Origin of the sequence: Acinetobacter piscicola, from assembly GCF_002233755.1 — a bacterium.
Taxonomy (GTDB): domain Bacteria; phylum Pseudomonadota; class Gammaproteobacteria; order Pseudomonadales; family Moraxellaceae; genus Acinetobacter; species Acinetobacter piscicola.
In genome coordinates, this window is record NZ_KZ268704.1 from 251,605 (window position 1) to 267,118 (window position 15,514).

At 35.9% G+C, this 15,514-nt stretch carries 17 protein-coding genes; 4 read left to right on the top strand and 13 right to left on the bottom strand.

Translation table 11 applies throughout. The annotated features are described in order from the left end of the window. Window positions 1-317: 317 nt before the first annotated feature. The 3 genes from CDA10_RS01090 to pnuC form a co-directional block, all read right to left on the bottom strand. Window positions 318-821 (bottom strand): DUF2505 family protein, encoded by a 504-nt coding sequence (locus CDA10_RS01090; RefSeq protein ID WP_089603672.1) that lies wholly within the window; start codon window positions 819-821, stop codon window positions 318-320. Between the two features lie 134 nt (window positions 822-955). Continuing rightward, on the bottom strand, window positions 956-1,225 hold the full coding sequence (locus tag CDA10_RS01095) for a hypothetical protein (protein ID WP_089603673.1): 270 nt from the start codon (window positions 1,223-1,225) through the stop codon (window positions 956-958). A gap of 32 nt (window positions 1,226-1,257) precedes the next feature. Continuing rightward, window positions 1,258-1,842 (bottom strand): nicotinamide riboside transporter PnuC, encoded by a 585-nt coding sequence (gene pnuC, locus CDA10_RS01100; protein ID WP_089603674.1) that lies wholly within the window; start codon window positions 1,840-1,842, stop codon window positions 1,258-1,260. A 263-nt stretch (window positions 1,843-2,105) separates the two neighbouring features. On the opposite strand from pnuC, the gene CDA10_RS01105 reads away from it, so the two are divergent. The 3 genes from CDA10_RS01105 to CDA10_RS01115 are packed head-to-tail and all read left to right on the top strand — an operon-like array spanning window position 2,106 to window position 4,395. Then, the gene (locus CDA10_RS01105; protein WP_089603675.1) at window positions 2,106-2,894 is read left to right on the top strand and encodes a crotonase/enoyl-CoA hydratase family protein; all 789 of its coding nucleotides are present in this window, start codon (window positions 2,106-2,108) and stop codon (window positions 2,892-2,894) included. Between the two features lie 13 nt (window positions 2,895-2,907). Further along, window positions 2,908-3,816 carry an alpha/beta hydrolase family protein gene (locus CDA10_RS01110; RefSeq protein ID WP_089603676.1) on the top strand — a complete coding sequence of 303 codons (909 nt, stop codon included), beginning with the start codon at window positions 2,908-2,910 and terminating at the stop codon, window positions 3,814-3,816. Window positions 3,817-3,834: 18 nt separating this feature from the next. Beyond that, window positions 3,835-4,395 (top strand): TetR/AcrR family transcriptional regulator, encoded by a 561-nt coding sequence (locus CDA10_RS01115; protein ID WP_089603677.1) that lies wholly within the window; start codon window positions 3,835-3,837, stop codon window positions 4,393-4,395. A 59-nt stretch (window positions 4,396-4,454) separates the two neighbouring features. Here the strand turns inward: CDA10_RS01115 and CDA10_RS01120 are convergent, their stop codons facing one another. The 9 genes from CDA10_RS01120 to CDA10_RS01160 all read right to left on the bottom strand — a co-directional run bounded on the left by CDA10_RS01120 (window position 4,455) and on the right by CDA10_RS01160 (window position 13,596). Continuing rightward, window positions 4,455-4,997 carry a hypothetical protein gene (locus CDA10_RS01120; RefSeq protein WP_407640360.1) on the bottom strand — a complete coding sequence of 181 codons (543 nt, stop codon included), beginning with the start codon at window positions 4,995-4,997 and terminating at the stop codon, window positions 4,455-4,457. 31 nt (window positions 4,998-5,028) lie between these two features. Continuing rightward, a complete protein-coding gene (locus tag CDA10_RS01125; RefSeq protein ID WP_089603679.1) occupies window positions 5,029-5,499 on the bottom strand; it encodes a hypothetical protein in 471 nt (156 codons plus the stop codon). Window positions 5,500-5,682: 183 nt separating this feature from the next. Continuing rightward, entirely contained in the window at window positions 5,683-6,822 is a 1,140-nt protein-coding gene (locus CDA10_RS01130) for an acyltransferase family protein (protein WP_089603680.1), read from the bottom strand. A 56-nt stretch (window positions 6,823-6,878) separates the two neighbouring features. Continuing rightward, the gene (pgaD, locus tag CDA10_RS01135) at window positions 6,879-7,292 is read right to left on the bottom strand and encodes a poly-beta-1,6-N-acetyl-D-glucosamine biosynthesis protein PgaD (RefSeq protein ID WP_089603681.1); all 414 of its coding nucleotides are present in this window, start codon (window positions 7,290-7,292) and stop codon (window positions 6,879-6,881) included. A 26-nt stretch (window positions 7,293-7,318) separates the two neighbouring features. Beyond that, on the bottom strand, window positions 7,319-8,584 hold the full coding sequence (gene pgaC, locus CDA10_RS01140; protein WP_089603682.1) for a poly-beta-1,6-N-acetyl-D-glucosamine synthase: 1,266 nt from the start codon (window positions 8,582-8,584) through the stop codon (window positions 7,319-7,321). Window positions 8,585-8,591: 7 nt separating this feature from the next. Then, on the bottom strand, window positions 8,592-10,625 hold the full coding sequence (pgaB, locus tag CDA10_RS01145; protein ID WP_089603780.1) for a poly-beta-1,6-N-acetyl-D-glucosamine N-deacetylase PgaB: 2,034 nt from the start codon (window positions 10,623-10,625) through the stop codon (window positions 8,592-8,594). A gap of 491 nt (window positions 10,626-11,116) precedes the next feature. Continuing rightward, a complete protein-coding gene (locus tag CDA10_RS01150; RefSeq protein ID WP_089603683.1) occupies window positions 11,117-11,455 on the bottom strand; it encodes an FKBP-type peptidyl-prolyl cis-trans isomerase in 339 nt (112 codons plus the stop codon). A 536-nt stretch (window positions 11,456-11,991) separates the two neighbouring features. Beyond that, complete coding sequence (locus CDA10_RS01155; protein WP_089603684.1) at window positions 11,992-12,522, bottom strand: YaeQ family protein; 531 nt, start codon at window positions 12,520-12,522, stop codon at window positions 11,992-11,994. Window positions 12,523-12,582: 60 nt separating this feature from the next. After that, on the bottom strand, window positions 12,583-13,596 hold the full coding sequence (locus tag CDA10_RS01160) for a CobW family GTP-binding protein (RefSeq protein ID WP_089603685.1): 1,014 nt from the start codon (window positions 13,594-13,596) through the stop codon (window positions 12,583-12,585). A 451-nt stretch (window positions 13,597-14,047) separates the two neighbouring features. Here CDA10_RS01160 and CDA10_RS01165 point away from each other — a divergent pair, with 451 nt between their 5' ends. Next, window positions 14,048-14,296 (top strand): hypothetical protein, encoded by a 249-nt coding sequence (locus tag CDA10_RS01165; RefSeq protein WP_089603686.1) that lies wholly within the window; start codon window positions 14,048-14,050, stop codon window positions 14,294-14,296. Window positions 14,297-14,572: 276 nt separating this feature from the next. Here CDA10_RS01165 and CDA10_RS01170 read toward each other — a convergent pair whose 3' ends face one another. Beyond that, entirely contained in the window at window positions 14,573-15,181 is a 609-nt protein-coding gene (locus CDA10_RS01170; protein WP_089603687.1) for a glutathione S-transferase family protein, read from the bottom strand. Window positions 15,182-15,514 lie beyond the last annotated feature (333 nt).

Sequence of the window (15,514 nt, forward strand, 5' to 3'; positions counted from 1 at the left end):
TTTAACTTAATAGTGAATAAGGTATTGGTAAAATACCTTCTATTTTAATCTTATTTATTTAGTAATTCTTTAACGCATACTGAAATAAATTCAGTATTAAACTTAAAGATTCTCAATTCAATTATTCTTGCTGCTATGTTTAGCATTGTTGTGTACTGAAATATTTTAAAAAGTAATCTAGCAAATTTTAGTATTTTTATGTTCTATAAAATTATGATTCATAAAGACTTATAAAATTTATTATTCACTGTCACTTTTGTATAGCCAAAAAAAAGCAAGACCTCATTGAGGCCTTGCTGTATTCAGTCTTGTATCAATTAGCTTTGAGTCGCTAAATTTTTCTTTAATTCATCTTCAATAATTTCGATTTCTAAATCTGTGAATTTTCTAATTTCACCTTCAGCATGTTTTTCAAGTAAACCACCAATCAATGGCACTTTAACTTTCACGTCCCAATCCAGTTTGATATTCACTTGATTGTCATCACCAGTTACGGAACGACTACAACTCGCAACTAAAGGTAAGTTTGCACCTAATTCTACTTTAGAAGTCATTGCTTCTAAATTGGTAACATCTGAACGTTTTAAGCGAAATGCGTCTTTTAAAAGTTTTTTTGCGATATCTGGAATATTCACATCTAAATTGTAAGCACGACGTAAAGTATAAGTATTCCCTTCAATTTTAGACTCAATAATTTCCAAGTTTTCTCCTGGAATTCTTTTACATACAGCCTCATGCAATGAAGTATTTGCTGCTAATCTTTTGAAATCATTGAGCGATACACCTGATATCGTTGCATTTACAGTAAATTGATGTGCCATATAAAAACCCTTTCCCAGTTTTTTTGTTGTCTATAAAACGCTTTCTCAATTCTTTTGAACAGCGTTCAATGAAATTAAGCTCCACTATATATTTTAATTTCGTCTTTTGATTGACTGTGCACGACTTGTTTTTGTTATTTTATGCCATGCAATAACCTTATTGGATCTTGAATGTGGATAGACAAATAATGGTTTCTATATTCAATGTAAATATCAAACTCTTCTGCCCCATCATCCAAACCTGAAACTGTCCATGTTGTTCCTTTTGGAAGTTGATCTAACCAAGTTGATTTATAAAAATCAGAAATTGAATCAAAATCCAAATATTTTTCAGGTTCTGCCATGATTCTTTGCACAATTTCATCAAACTTTTGTTTTTGAATTTCAATAAAATTGATCATCATGGCGTGAATTCTTCTCTCTATTAACCCTTCTATTAAATACCATTAAATGCCTTATCTTGCTGTTTCTTTTTGACTTGTTCCCATTGCCACCAACCAAATGCAGCCATTCCGACAAAAGCAGCATATAAGCCTGCTGTTAAAAACAAATCTTTATAAATAAACATTCCCACATAAACAATATCGACAAAAACCCAAAGCACCCAAGTCGCGATATGTTTACGGCTAGTCCAATAGGTTGCCAATAAGCTAAATGCTGCTAATTGGGAATCTAACATAGGCACAGCGGCATCTGTGAAATAGTGCAGTGTTAATCCAAATACAAGCCCACCCATTGCGGCTAGAGTCATTTGTAAAATGACTGTTTTTACTGCAATCGGTTCAATTCGAATTTCATGATCTTGCTGCTTGCCTTTCAACCAATGATAAAATCCATAAAAATTCACCACCATAAAGAAAAACTGTAAAATAGTTTCTCCATATAACTTAAATTCAAAGAACAAATAAGCATATAAAACAAAAGCAACAAAGTTAAATAACCAACACCACATATTCCGTTTAATGGTGAGTGCAACACCAATAATACTGATGATCACGGCAAATATTTCTAATGGTGACATGGCTAGACTACGAATAAAAAGAAGTGCCTATTATGAAAAAATACACAACGAATGCAAGTAGAACAGTCAATGCTCAAGTATTAATTGACTTGATCTAGTCTGTGAATGAATCATCTCCCTCAAAATGCTACATTTTATATTTTTCACATGATCCTTATCACCGCAGTATGCTATACAACTGTATACGATCCAGTCATATTTATTCATTTGACAGTTTTCTAACGATCGTTTAAAAATAAATAACAGCCAAAGAGAGAACAACAATGTCAAATACTCAAGGAAAAGTCAGTCGTGAAATTCGTGGTCATATTTTTTTAATTGGATTAGACCGAGCCGATAAACGCAACGCTTTTGATAGTCATATGATTCACGACTTATCACTCGCTTTAACCGAATATGAGGATAATTCGGAACTGCGCTGTGCTGTTGTTTTTGCACATGGTGAGCATTTCACAGCAGGATTAGATTTAATTGAATTACAACCTAAACTCGCAAATGGTGTGTTTAATTTTTCTGATGAGATGATCAATCCGTGGGGGACGGTCGGTCGCCAACGAACCAAACCGCTCGTGACTGCTGTACAAGGCTATTGCTATACAGCTGGAATTGAATTGATGCTGAATTCCGACATCGTGATTGCCAATCAAAATACACAATTCACTCAAATCGAAGTACAGCGCGGTATCTTACCTTTTGGTGGTGCAACTGTGCGCTTTGTGCAAGCCGCAGGTTGGGTCAAAGCAATGAAATACATACTAACAGGTGATTTATTTCATGCACAAACTGCTTATGAAATGAATTTAGTCACTGAAATCGTTGAAGACAATAATCAATTGAACCATGCAATTGAATTGGCAGAACGTATCGCCCAAGCTGCGCCACTTGCCGTGCAAGCCACACTTCTGTCTGCTCACCAAGCTTTTTTACAAAGCCCTGAAATTGCATTTAAAAATCTACAAGGTTTACTGAGCCCGTTACTTGCATCTGAAGATGCCCGAGAAGGTGTTATGGCAATGATAGAGCGAAGAACACCTCAATTTAAAGGCAAATAATAGAGAAACAACGATGCAAAGCCTAAAACAACGAACAAATACTCAAAGCTTCAATATACAAAGCTTCGATACTGAAACAGTTTCATTTAAAGCAGTGGATGGTTATCCGTTAATTGGTACCTCGTACACACCAAATGACGTCATTAAAGCTCAAATTGTACTTGCATGTGCGACAGGTGTTCCACAAGGGTTTTATCGTCGTTTCGCTGAATATGCAGCACAATTAGGCTACCAAGTCTTTACTTTTGATTATCGTGGTGTAAGCCAATCAGCGCCAAAAACGTTAAAAGGCTTTCAAATGTCTTACCTAGATTGGGGTAAGTTAGATTTAACTGCTGCAATCGATTATTTGGCGCAAGATGATGTATCACTCTTTGTTGTTGGACATTCTTACGGGGGGCAAGCTTTAGGGCTCACTTCAAATCATCATAAAGTCACTGCAATGTATTGTTTCGGTACAGGTGCAGGTTGGCATGGTTATATGCCCTTTAAAGAGAAAATTAAAGTGCAAGTGATTTGGAATATTGTCTTTCCGCCAATGGTTGCAGCAACTGGCTATTTACCTTGGAGCAAACTCAATATGGGAGCTGACCTTCCCAAAGGTGTTTATCAACAATGGCGAAAATGGTGTAAACACCCAACCTATTTCTTTGCTGACCCTGAGCAACAACAGTTACATGAACAATATGCACAAGTGAAAACCCCCATTTATGCTGTTGCTGCACTCGATGATGATTGGGCTTTACCTAGCTCACGTTATGCTTTTATGCAACATTACCGTCAAGCCCCTATGCACTTCATCAATATTTCTGCGGATGAGTTCGGATTAAAACAGATTGGTCACATGGGCTATTTCCGAAAAGGTTCTGAACCGATTTGGGATAAAATGCTGAATACTTTTGAAGATTTAATTACTTATTAAGAGGCACCAAAGTCACACATGCGTCCACAAAAACTCACGCCAGAACACATGCTTAATCTCTGCGCTTTACAATTTAAGGCACATGGTTATGCAGGAACCAGTATGGATATGCTAGCAAAAGCATGTGGGCTGAGTAAGGCTTCATTTTATTACTATTATCCAAATAAAGAAGCCTTATTACTTAAAGTTTTAGAACATACGCATTTGTATTTAAAACAATATCTATTTGCAAGCGCCTATGCAGAAGATATCAATCCTGTGATTGAATTTAATCAAATGCATGAACGTGCCTTACAATTTTTTAGCTACGAAATTAAAGGCTGTCTCGTTGGAATCCTTTCTATAGAGTCAGGAAATATCTCTGAGCAGATCGTACAAAAAATACGTGAAATCTTTCAAGATTGGCAACAGGCTTTTTATCAATTATTTCGTCATCGGTTGGATGAGAATTCAGCGCAAACCTTGGCTAAAATCAGTATTGCAGATTATGAGGGTGCTATTTTAATGTACCGATTGAATCATGATATTTTCTATCTTGATCAAATCAAAACGAGAATCTTACAAGCGCTTCAATCCTAAATTTTCGCAATAAATGCGCTTAGGCTTAAAACACTAAAAACAATGCCTTGAATAAAAAGTTAAAAATGACCTTTAAACTCAGCTTTATGCTCTACTCCTTCACGATCTACATGCGCATAAAATATACCATAGCGTCCGACGTAGTATTCCAATGATTGATCATGATAACTCCAAAAAATTGACCATTCACCAAAATCAAAATTGCCGCTCTGGCTTTGTGTACTCATTGGCATCTTATTTAAAAATTCTTGTTGGATTTGCCCTGCTTGGTTAACGTCTTTGACTTGGATCGCTTTATCAAAAAACAATTGTGCCACTTCATCAAAAAGCCGTTGATCTTGTTCACTGACTGGAACTTCTTCAACTGCAATTTGCGGAGCAGATGTAGAGGCGGCATCTGCACTTTTTACTCGTTCAGCATCAAGTACTTGTTTGATGGCTTTAGATTTTTCAGGAAGCACATCATCTTCAGACTCATTTTGTAATTTTGATGATAACAACGGATTTTGTTCATTATTCAGCGTGGTTATTTTATGTTTAGCCATCAATCTCCAAAGCATATAGAGTGTGGCAATAATTAGAATCAAAAAGATAAACTTCATCACACCGCTACTCCCTCATGTATTTATTCTATTAACAGTCATCAAAATTAAACTGGTAATAATTCAAGTTGCCATTTTTAAAATAAAAAGTTACAGCGTTGTTTGAATCTTTAGGTATTTCCATAGCATAAACATGTGGTTCTAAACCAAAAATAAACGATGAGAATTTCTTTTTAAATTGTGTTTCCGTTATTTTTCCATCTATTGTTATGCTGTTTATTTTAACAGCATTATTCATTTTCAAATAGACTTTATCTATACGTCCATTATCTAACACGATAAAACTATCATAGATCCATTGATCAGGGAAATTTCCACCATTGCACTCATCAACTTCACCTTTGACAATTTTTAATGGCTTTCCAAATGTTTTATTCGGCGTAGTATTTGTTATTTGAAAACTACTGTAGCTTTTTCCATGAATTACAGGTTGAACCACTGGATCTGCCAAGCTGAATGAAGAAAGACAACTCAGTGCAGTCATCATTAATAATTTTTGCATTTAAATTTACTCATTAATTTTTTAAATTAAATGTATAGCCCAATATAAACTTGAACTTCATTCGACAAACTATTTGATTATTTATTATTTAGGTATCAATAGTTTGAAGGGCTATATTTTAAATTATAAGCTGACTAATTCACAAGAAGTCATTCGATTTATAAAATAAATTGTGGACTCTATTTATTTAGGATCTTTACCTAACACTGTATTTGCAAGCCAATTACTGGCAGTAATCGCAAACTGATCTACATAACGACTATACAAATTGGCTATGAATAAAGTCATTAAAATTGCACCACTTGCTGAAACAAGCACAGATAAGGAATAGTTCCATTGCCAACTAGAGAAAAGATTAAAGAGCGGAATACAGATTAAATACAGCATCAACAAATGCAATAAATAGATCGAAAAAGAAAGTTTTCCTAACCAGACTAAAAATGCACGATCTAAGTTTTTAGACAATAATGGATTCATTAAAATACTATAAACAATCAAAACACCCGCAAAGAAATTACAATAGTCATAAGTAGACTCACCTAAAAAATGATGAACCCATGAATAAGCCGCACTGGTATTATGTGCCCCAGCCAAATATAAACCGATCAACAGCATTATCACTGCGCTATAGTTTTTGAGTGGTTTGGCGTAAAGGTAAATATACATCCCGAAAATAAAACTGGATATGCCAAAACAAAAACCTTGCCCACGCCAATAATAAGCCAAACATGGAATCAATAAAGAGGCGATAAAAAATGCAATTTTTTGATGATGATAAAGATAGAGTAAGAAAAATAAAACAAATGACCCCATCAACTCGATGGTCATCGTCCAAAGTACCCAGTTAATCTGACTATCTGAAAATAAAAATGCGCTGATCGTCCCTTCATAGAAGGCTTGCTTTAAGCTGAAATTTTGTGCTGTAAATGCCTGTAACCACCCGCCGACAAGATGACTATCAATATGAATAACTTTAAACACTGACCAAATGATTAAACATGAAGTGAGTGCAGGAATCATCAAACGTGGATAGCGCTTAATCATCATACTTTTAATTTTATAACTGAATTGATCAGGGCTTTTTAAAATTGCATAACTTAACACAAAGCCACTCAGGACAAAGAATACAAAAACAGCAGCATCACCTGAGTATAAAAAACCAAATGGAGCATGATGCAATGCATTGACCCATGCCAGTTCTGTCGTGTCATTGGCATCGAAATGGTGTAGATAAGGAAAAAAACTCATCGCCAGATGTGAAAATACCACAGCAAGACAGGCTAAACCTCGGATGCTTTCTGCTGAATTTATTTTACCTGACATCAATTTTTCCTAATAAAACAAAGTCCCAACCAGTGGGACTTTTGTAAATCAAACTTTTAGTGAATATGGGTAATTCGACCATTAGCATCATGGTGTACAGTTGCAACTTTTTGTAAACGCGACATTTTCAGTTCCTGCGTATCTAAGTTGAATGACCGAGCATATTCTTCAGTACTTTTATCTTTAGCTTGTGCTTTGGTTTTTGATGGGATGAAATGACTCCATAACCATAAAGAAACGGCGCAAGCCAATAAAGCAGTAAAACCATTCTCTAAAACATGCGCAAGCGTACCAAAAAAATGTTCAATTAAATGTGGCTTTTGTACTGAAATATACCCAATTAGAATCACCAAAGGACGCCAAAGGAATAACCAAAATCCCCATAGCATTGCCGTTGTCGTATTGGATAGATAGCGTCTGTGCCAAGGCAATTGATCACGTACATCTATAATCAAAGTTTCAGTTTTCATCATTGTTTCTCTATGACTTATATGATTTAGTCATCATGTCGCATTCCACGATCAGGACTTACCCATCGTGCTCTCTTACCACTGCCACGCAGCAAAACCTTTGGAAATGCGATGATGCTTGCAGTCACTGTAATCAGCCAAAAAACAATTGGATACCAAATCATCCAGTAAAAGTTTTTAGCTAAATTTGATTCGTAACGACTATCCATCCATTTGCTAATTGCAAATTGTAGTAGACAAGTCGTGCCGAGTAAAATTCCTGTTCCCATTGGGAGTAACGGTGAACTTACGACAGGAAAACCGGCATAAGGTAAAACCCAATGCAAAATCCATAAGATCACCATAAACAACATTAAATATGACCAAACTAGCGTGAGACATAACTCGATAATGAGTGGCCATAAAAAATTCAATTTCGGTTTAAAAAGCACATCAATATTTTTGATTAATACCTGTGCGCCACCCATTGCCCAACGCAGACGTTGTTTCCATAAACCATTAAAGGTTTCTGGCATTAAAATCCAAACCAAAGCATTCGGTTCAAATCTCACATCCCAACCAGCTCGATGCAATTTCCACGTGATATCAATATCTTCAGTTAGCATATTCGGTGACCAATAACCCACCTCATGCACTGCACTTTTACGAAATGCAGTAATTACACCTGACACTGTAAACAAACGACCAAAAGTTCTTTGAGCACGTTTGATCATACCGACAATCGAAGAAAATTCCCCAACCTGAATACGCCCAAGTAAAGTCGAACGTGTTCGAATACGAGGATTACCTGTAACGGCTGCAACTGATGGATTTTGTAAAAAATGGCGAATCATCCATTGCGCAGCATGTTGGTCTAATAAAGCATCACCATCGATACCAATTAAATATTCTGCATCTGTTAATAGACTACCCGCCTGTAAAGCCATCGCTTTACCTTGGTTTTCAGCCAAATGAACAACACGTAATTTCTCATGTTTTTCAGCCAAAGCATTGAGAATCTCTGCTGTTCGATCCGAACTTCCATCATTAATTGCAATGACTTCAAAGTTTGGATAATTTAGATTCAGTGCATGAGTAATGGTTTCGACAGCGTTATCTTGTTCATTAAAACAAGGAATCAACACCGCAACCAAAGGATATTCAGACAATGCCTCTGGTTGTTTATATGGGGGCTCTTTACGCTCTTTCCAATAGAAAATGAGTGCACCGATCATCCACAAATACGACATGAACAGTGGATAATAAAAGATAAAGTTTAGTATTGACTGCCAAAGATGCTGAAATGAATGCATATGTCGCCTATGGAATCAAACGTGATGATTTAGAATCAAACACTTTACGCATTTCAGTGGCATCAGGATGATCTTGGATCGAATCATCTGGATAGTAACCAACATGAATCACGCCTTGTTGATACAACGATTGAATGGTTTGAGTTAATTCCGCATTTGAAATTTTCTCATTGTTTCGCCAATTTACTGCTTGCAATTCAAAAACTGTTTTCTTCATTCCATTCGGTTGCTGTTTCACTCGTTGCACCAAATCTCGATAAAATTTATCTTTATCAGGTGCTTGCTCCATGTATGGCATTGCCATAATGGCTGTAAAATCATAATTCTTAATCGATTGCTCTAAAGATTGTGCATACCAATTTTCAGAATACGCCGATAACGCAACTTGTGCGTATAAATTACGTGCAGTTAATAAGAAGGGTTGGTAATAACGTACTTTTTGCGCTAAATCCAATGCAAATGAATCAATCGTTTGCGTTTTAAATGCAGTCCATTTTTGCAGCTTTGCATCATCATTACGGATTTCAGCTAGATCTGTGGGTAAACCTATTTTTTGATACGCTTTGAGTGCTTCTGGACTCGCATCTTCATAATCTGACAACGTCGCATCATCATGGAACAAGATTCCATCAAAAGTCGCCGACTTAGCCAAATCCTGATAAATCCCTTCAATGGTTTTACGTGCATCTGCTGAATATGGGCTTAAACGAAGATAACCCATGTTTAAGTGATCTCCTGCTTTGGCTTGCTGAGTCACCACTAAATCTTTTGAAACTGGATTGGATTGTGGCAACTCCCAAGCCAATAACGGCATCCAAGCATATAAACGACTGACTTGTGTACGCGTTTGAATTTGCCAAGCCACTCGGTTAAATAAGTCTGCACGCATGGGTAAATAACGGTTTGGGAAATACACCATATCCGCAGAACCATTGGCATCTGGGTCAGAGAAAGCTTGTAAATAAACCGTTGTTACATGCATTTCACGAATACGATCTAATAAATGTCCAAGATTACGTTCTTGCTGCACTGGATCTGGGTCGTAAATATAGTCCAAATCAACATGCATGATTTTTTGTGGGCGATTATTGTCTGTGAAACCCATTTGACGACTTTGGATCTCTTGCGCCAAGGCATCCGTCGTCATACTACCTTCAACTAAAATTCGGTTGAGATGACCTAAAGATTTTTCAATATGATCTGGGCCGTCATCTAAACTAATCGTAATCGGCATGCCTACTTTTTTTGCAATCGCCACGGCTTCCATATTGTATCGTCCATATGGCCATACCATGATACGTGGTGCTTTTAGACCATGTGCTTTTAAAACCTTATTATTTTTCTTTAAATCATTGTAAATACGATCTGCATAGGCTTGATCAGACTCATACTGCTTCGTTTTAGGGTCATATTCACGAGTTGTCGCCGCAGGTTCGGAGTTCCCCTGTGGATTGCCTAAAATTCCACGATGCAAATTATAACTGTGACTACCAATTTCAACTAAACCACTATTTTGCATGGTTTTAAGTTCTTCCCATGTCAATAATTTACTGCGATCTAGCTTTTCATCACCAAATTGAACCAATTGATTGGGCTTGGTTTCTAACCAGCTTCCAACCACAGACAAAACCACAGGGATTTTTCTTCGCTTGATAATCGGATAAGCATATTGATAAAAGGATTGATAACCATCATCTACAGTGAGCAATACTGGTTTGGTTGGTAATTTAAACTTACCTTCTTTGGCACTAATGATCTGATTCACAGTCACAAAGTGATAGCCATTTTTAATCAGCCAATCTAAATGCAATTCAAATTGCTTAGTCGTTACAGCATAGTCTGGAATAACTGCATTTTTTTCAGCTGTGATTTCGTGGTAACCAATAATTGTCAGCGTATCTAAATTAATTTTAGGCGCTTCCTGCTCAACAGCTGTGTCTGGCAGTGCTTGGTTTTCTTCAGCAAAGGCACTATTTAAAAAGGATGAAAATAATAGTGATGCGCACAACATTGCTGTAGCAGGAAAGTAACGAGTTACCATAAATTTTAATACTCTATCATCATTGTTTAGACCTGAACTCATCTGTAGCATTCCATCATTGAAATACTAAAAATCCTTTTTCTAGACGAATTGAATCAAGCGTTTTACAACGATGATTTAAAAGAATAAAGCTGAAATGAATCTTAAAAAACAACTCTGAACAGAATTATTTCTTCGCGCCATTTAAACACTTTTAGAACAAAAATATTGTAGATGATTGTTAAATTATGCATATTTTATACACACAGAAAAAAATATATTGTGTTACGTTTCACATTATTTTCAATAAATTATTATCAAATAACAAAACAAAAAGCTTTGATTAGAAGCTTTTATTTAGATTAGAAACTTTTATAATGTTGAATTATGAGAAAAAATAAGCGCTCAGATCACAGCGAGTATAAATACTTTCACTTTTTTATTTACAAAAAAATAGAGACCACGATGACCTCTATTTTTAGATTCTAATGCTATTTCAGCATAACAATCGATTAATCACGTGTTTTTACATCAAACAATTCAATTTCAAAAATGAGGTTTGAGTTTGCTGGAATCACCTTACCCATTTTGCGTTCACCATACGCCAAATGAGAAGGAACTATCAGCTTACGCTTACCGCCTACTTTCATTCCCATAATGCCCTGATCCCAACCTTTAATCACACGGCCAGTACCAATCACGGTTTCAAAATAATTGCCACGGTCGATTGAAGAATCAAATTTTGTACCATCTTCTAACCAGCCAGTATAATGTGTCGTGATTAAAGCACCTTTTACCGCTTCTTTCCCTTCACCAATTTTTAAATCAATGATTTCTAATTCATTCGACATAGCAATTACCTAAATTTTCAATTTTCTCGTTCGATTATAAACAGGTCTAAGAAAAAGTGCTGAATTCTGTGATTTTTGGACTTAAATTTTCAGCACTTGATGTATGAATTGATTTAAAAGATACAAGGCAAGCTCACAACTTTTAAATTTTAAAAGCCTTATTGTAACCTGAGCTTGGGATAAGATATGTTACCAACTATATGATACGAGGAAACGTCAGTCGCATTGTTCGAGGCATGAGGAATATATTCCGCAAGATCTGTAATGTACTGTTTTTGCGACATATTAGGTACTTGATAGTATCTGTCGAGTTGGCGACTGACAAATGGTTTTGCCCTTGCGTGGCAGTGCCACTCATCCCGAAAGCCTTGCGAGGTAGTACCTCTCAGGTCGAACCTGAACAAGATTGAAATATATTTCAAGCGAAGTGCAAGACGAAGTGGGTTAATCCTTGCATTTGACTTTAAACGGTAAGACTCCGCTGTGCCTGACCTATCTTTTCAATAACTTACATCAAAGTTTATTCCGAACTGACGTTATTTTAACTGCGTCCATTCAATAACCGCTTGAGCATGATCACCAATCAATGTCCATTCACCATCCATTACATTCAACTGTAATTGCATAGTTCTTTCACATAATTGTTGAATGGCAGCCGTCGTCTGCTCAGACAATTGCCAAACTTCAACATTGGACAATGTTTTAAGCTTTGAACTACGTTTATACCACTCTGCTACTGCTGAACCATAAGCAATAACAGCAACGTGTTTACAACGTGCAGCCGCTTTTTTAACTTTATCTTCATCTGGCAAACCAACTTCAATCCATTTCACCAATTGACCTGTTAAATCTTTTTCCCACAGCGCAGGCTCATCAGTTTCAAATAAATCTTTGGTAAATTCCAACTGCTCATCTGCAAAACGTGCATAAGCTAAAATTCGAACCATTAAACGTTCAATGGTTTCAGATGGATGCAATGCCATGGTCAGCTGATAATCACCATATTGATGCACATCCATATTGGCGATATTTAAATCTGCTTTATAAATCGTTGCTTTTAAAGCCATGTTGAATCCAAAAAATAAGTTCTAAAATATGCCGCTCAGTCTATAAGATTTTCAAACGAATTACTGAGAATTTTCAGACCGATCAATTCGGCATTGTAAAAGTTGAGTTTCAAGGCTTTCCCAGTCACGATCCTGTTGCGTAATGATCTCGACACGATTATCGATGCTTTCTTCAGCCGATTTATAGTTTAAGTTTTCAGGATTGAAATTAAAGCTCATCCAACCTTGATTGGTGTTAAAAATGCCTTTAATTCTTAACCAGTCTTTTTGTTCGCATAACGCATCCAATAAGTCATAAAAATCAAATTGCCAACGCTTGGAAAATTTCCAACCTGCAACCGTATAACCATTGGAAGACTCTACATAGTGATATGGCAATTGCTTAATTACAGGTAAATCTTCAGTTGAATTGAGTTGTTTTTGAATATGAATCAAAGGCACAATTTTGCGTTGTATTCCTTGATGCGCAACATCAATTTGTTCAAGTTGAATGTTGCCATTTTCAGCCAATAACCATGTTTGAATATAAGCCAAATACTCATTTTTAAACTGATCTAATTGTTTTTGATCAAGTTCAGTCATCCTATCTGCATGAGAAACGACAACAATCTGTGCTGCTTTTAATTGATCTTGATAAAGTTCTTGTTGAATCCATGCTTCATCATGCAATCGAGAACCATCCACGACTGTAACCAAAGCCCGCATATCAATTTGAGACTGCCAATGTGGTTCTGTTAATTGTTCTAAAAGTTGCGCAGGATGTCCCAAACCAGTTGGTTCAATAAAAAGTCGATCGGGTTGTTTTTCCTGAATCAATCGAGATAAAGCAATTTGCATCGGTAATTGCCCTGCGCAACACAAACAACCACCTAAAAGTTCTTTGACTTCATAACCCTCTTCTTGCGGTAATAATTGCTGATCAATTCCTATTTGACCAAACTCATTCATCAAGATTGCCCAAGTCTCTCCTTCAGGTTTTTGTTGTAATAAATGCTGTAATAATGTGGTCTTTCCCGCACCTAAAAAGCCAGAAATAATATGGGTCTTGACGACTTTTTGAGAAATAATTTTCACAGATACTACTCAAGTTGCAATGGACAGTTGCTATTAAAGATTGATATTAAAATTTGCTTAAAACCTATTAGCTACAGTTGAGATTGTACAGACAAGATCAAGGGATTAATCTATTTTTGAAGTTAAAATGTTACAATTGATCTAAAATACAATTCAATTAAATAAGAAAATTTGCAGTTATTGTTTAATCCAAGTAACTACCCTGTTTGATTTTTAGCCATTTTTTAATATTTGAATACACTTAAATCATTGGAGAAATGCCGATTTCTCACAAAATTCTTACATAACACAGGCCTTTGTTTTAAACACGTAACTCAGACTGTTTCGCTTTGTTGATAAGGTTGCCGTATTTTCATTCAGCACTTAGCATGAGTTCACGCCTTGTAGCTCAGTCGATTCGGACTTTGCACTACTACAGGTTTTAATTTTTTAATAAATAAGGATGTCTCCAATGAATTTAGTTAAAACGCTTTTAGCAACAACTTTTGCTTTGACTGCTGCAACGACAACTTTTGCAGCTTCTGAAAAAACAACCCAGTCTGCTGAAAGCAGCGAAAAAGTTATTGTTTCTACACAAGAGCAGCCAAGTGATGCAACCTCAGCAGAAGAAACAGCTGCTGGTTCATCAAACGCAAACCAACCTTCATCTGAAAGTGCGGCTGAAACACCAGCAATGCCTACACCTAAAACTAAACAATAATTGACTTTTGAGTTAACCAAAAAGATGAACGCTTTATCGTGAAAATGATGACTCCTCCAGAGTTCACGATGATGAGCTGATCAGGTTTTTTTTCAAAGTAATCGTTAACATAGAAAGACTGTATCATTGCTGCGATACAGTCTTTTTATAATTAGTATCAGTCACTTAAATTTATGATTAAAACAACTCATAGTATTTGAATTTCCACTATTTTGAATAATCTGGATAAATTTAAAATCCATTTTTTAAACCACATCCATTATTGAGTAAATATCGCTAAACCGCCTGAATCCAGGCTACCCCTTTCACGGCATCACGCTGTTGAATCAACTGAATAAAAGGCTTAAATTCATCTAAATAGGGCACAATTTTAAAAGAGATGGCAAAGATCAGCCAGTATGCTAAAAACAAATCTGCGGCAGAAATTTGATGCCCCAGCAAATAAGGATTCGCTTGCTTTAGACCGACTTTGATAAAGTTATAAATTGTTTCTTCTGTACCAAACCCTAGACTTCTTCTTCGTTCTTGAATCTGTTCTGTTGAAATACCTAAACTTTTGATATCCATAAATTCAGTCAAAGGTCCGTGGCAAAAGAATAACCATTTTAAATATTCTCCACGCTTGGGATCATTCAATGCGGGTGCAAAACCTTTCTCAATATATTTGTCTGCTAAATACGCAAAAATTGCAGGTGTCTCAGAAATCACAGAACCTTGATCCACCAAAAAAGGAATTTTAGCCATTGGATTCAACGCCAAATATTCAGGCTGATTCAAGTCTTTATAATCCACTTGAATAATTTCGACTTGATCTTCGATATTCAATTCTTTTAATAAAGGTAAAATCGTATTTCCACGAGAATGTGTATTGGTATAAAGCTTCATTGTTTTTGAATCCATTTTTATCGTGTTTTGAGTATAATCAAAATATCGCTAAATTTGATTAATTTATATACATAAATGATGATTATACCAATTCACTTAGATTATGGAGCTGAAGGTGCTATTTGGTATGCTCCTTTTGAATCGCCTACTGAAATTATTCATTTAAAAATTTTAGAACCATTGCAATCACATCATTTCTTGATCTTTGCAATAACACACATACAAGCTCACTCGTAGTAAAGACTCTAGGGGTATTTTTCTGACTCGAATTATTTAATCATTAAGTTGCACTATTTATCACTTAAATCAGCTTGTAAAATTGATAAATAAAAC

Coding starts and splice junctions, on each gene's coding strand:
- CDA10_RS01090 (WP_089603672.1), bottom strand. CDS start 821: ATGGCACATCAATTTACTGTAAATGCAACGATATCAGGTGTATCGCTC.
- CDA10_RS01095 (WP_089603673.1), bottom strand. CDS start 1,225: ATGATGATCAATTTTATTGAAATTCAAAAACAAAAGTTTGATGAAATT.
- pnuC (WP_089603674.1), bottom strand. CDS start 1,842: ATGTCACCATTAGAAATATTTGCCGTGATCATCAGTATTATTGGTGTT.
- CDA10_RS01105 (WP_089603675.1), top strand. CDS start 2,106: ATGTCAAATACTCAAGGAAAAGTCAGTCGTGAAATTCGTGGTCATATT.
- CDA10_RS01110 (WP_089603676.1), top strand. CDS start 2,908: ATGCAAAGCCTAAAACAACGAACAAATACTCAAAGCTTCAATATACAA.
- CDA10_RS01115 (WP_089603677.1), top strand. CDS start 3,835: ATGCGTCCACAAAAACTCACGCCAGAACACATGCTTAATCTCTGCGCT.
- CDA10_RS01120 (WP_407640360.1), bottom strand. CDS start 4,997: ATGAAGTTTATCTTTTTGATTCTAATTATTGCCACACTCTATATGCTT.
- CDA10_RS01125 (WP_089603679.1), bottom strand. CDS start 5,499: ATGCAAAAATTATTAATGATGACTGCACTGAGTTGTCTTTCTTCATTC.
- CDA10_RS01130 (WP_089603680.1), bottom strand. CDS start 6,822: ATGTCAGGTAAAATAAATTCAGCAGAAAGCATCCGAGGTTTAGCCTGT.
- pgaD (WP_089603681.1), bottom strand. CDS start 7,292: ATGAAAACTGAAACTTTGATTATAGATGTACGTGATCAATTGCCTTGG.
- pgaC (WP_089603682.1), bottom strand. CDS start 8,584: ATGCATTCATTTCAGCATCTTTGGCAGTCAATACTAAACTTTATCTTT.
- pgaB (WP_089603780.1), bottom strand. CDS start 10,625: ATGGTAACTCGTTACTTTCCTGCTACAGCAATGTTGTGCGCATCACTA.
- CDA10_RS01150 (WP_089603683.1), bottom strand. CDS start 11,455: ATGTCGAATGAATTAGAAATCATTGATTTAAAAATTGGTGAAGGGAAA.
- CDA10_RS01155 (WP_089603684.1), bottom strand. CDS start 12,522: ATGGCTTTAAAAGCAACGATTTATAAAGCAGATTTAAATATCGCCAAT.
- CDA10_RS01165 (WP_089603686.1), top strand. CDS start 14,048: ATGAATTTAGTTAAAACGCTTTTAGCAACAACTTTTGCTTTGACTGCT.
- CDA10_RS01170 (WP_089603687.1), bottom strand. CDS start 15,181: ATGAAGCTTTATACCAATACACATTCTCGTGGAAATACGATTTTACCT.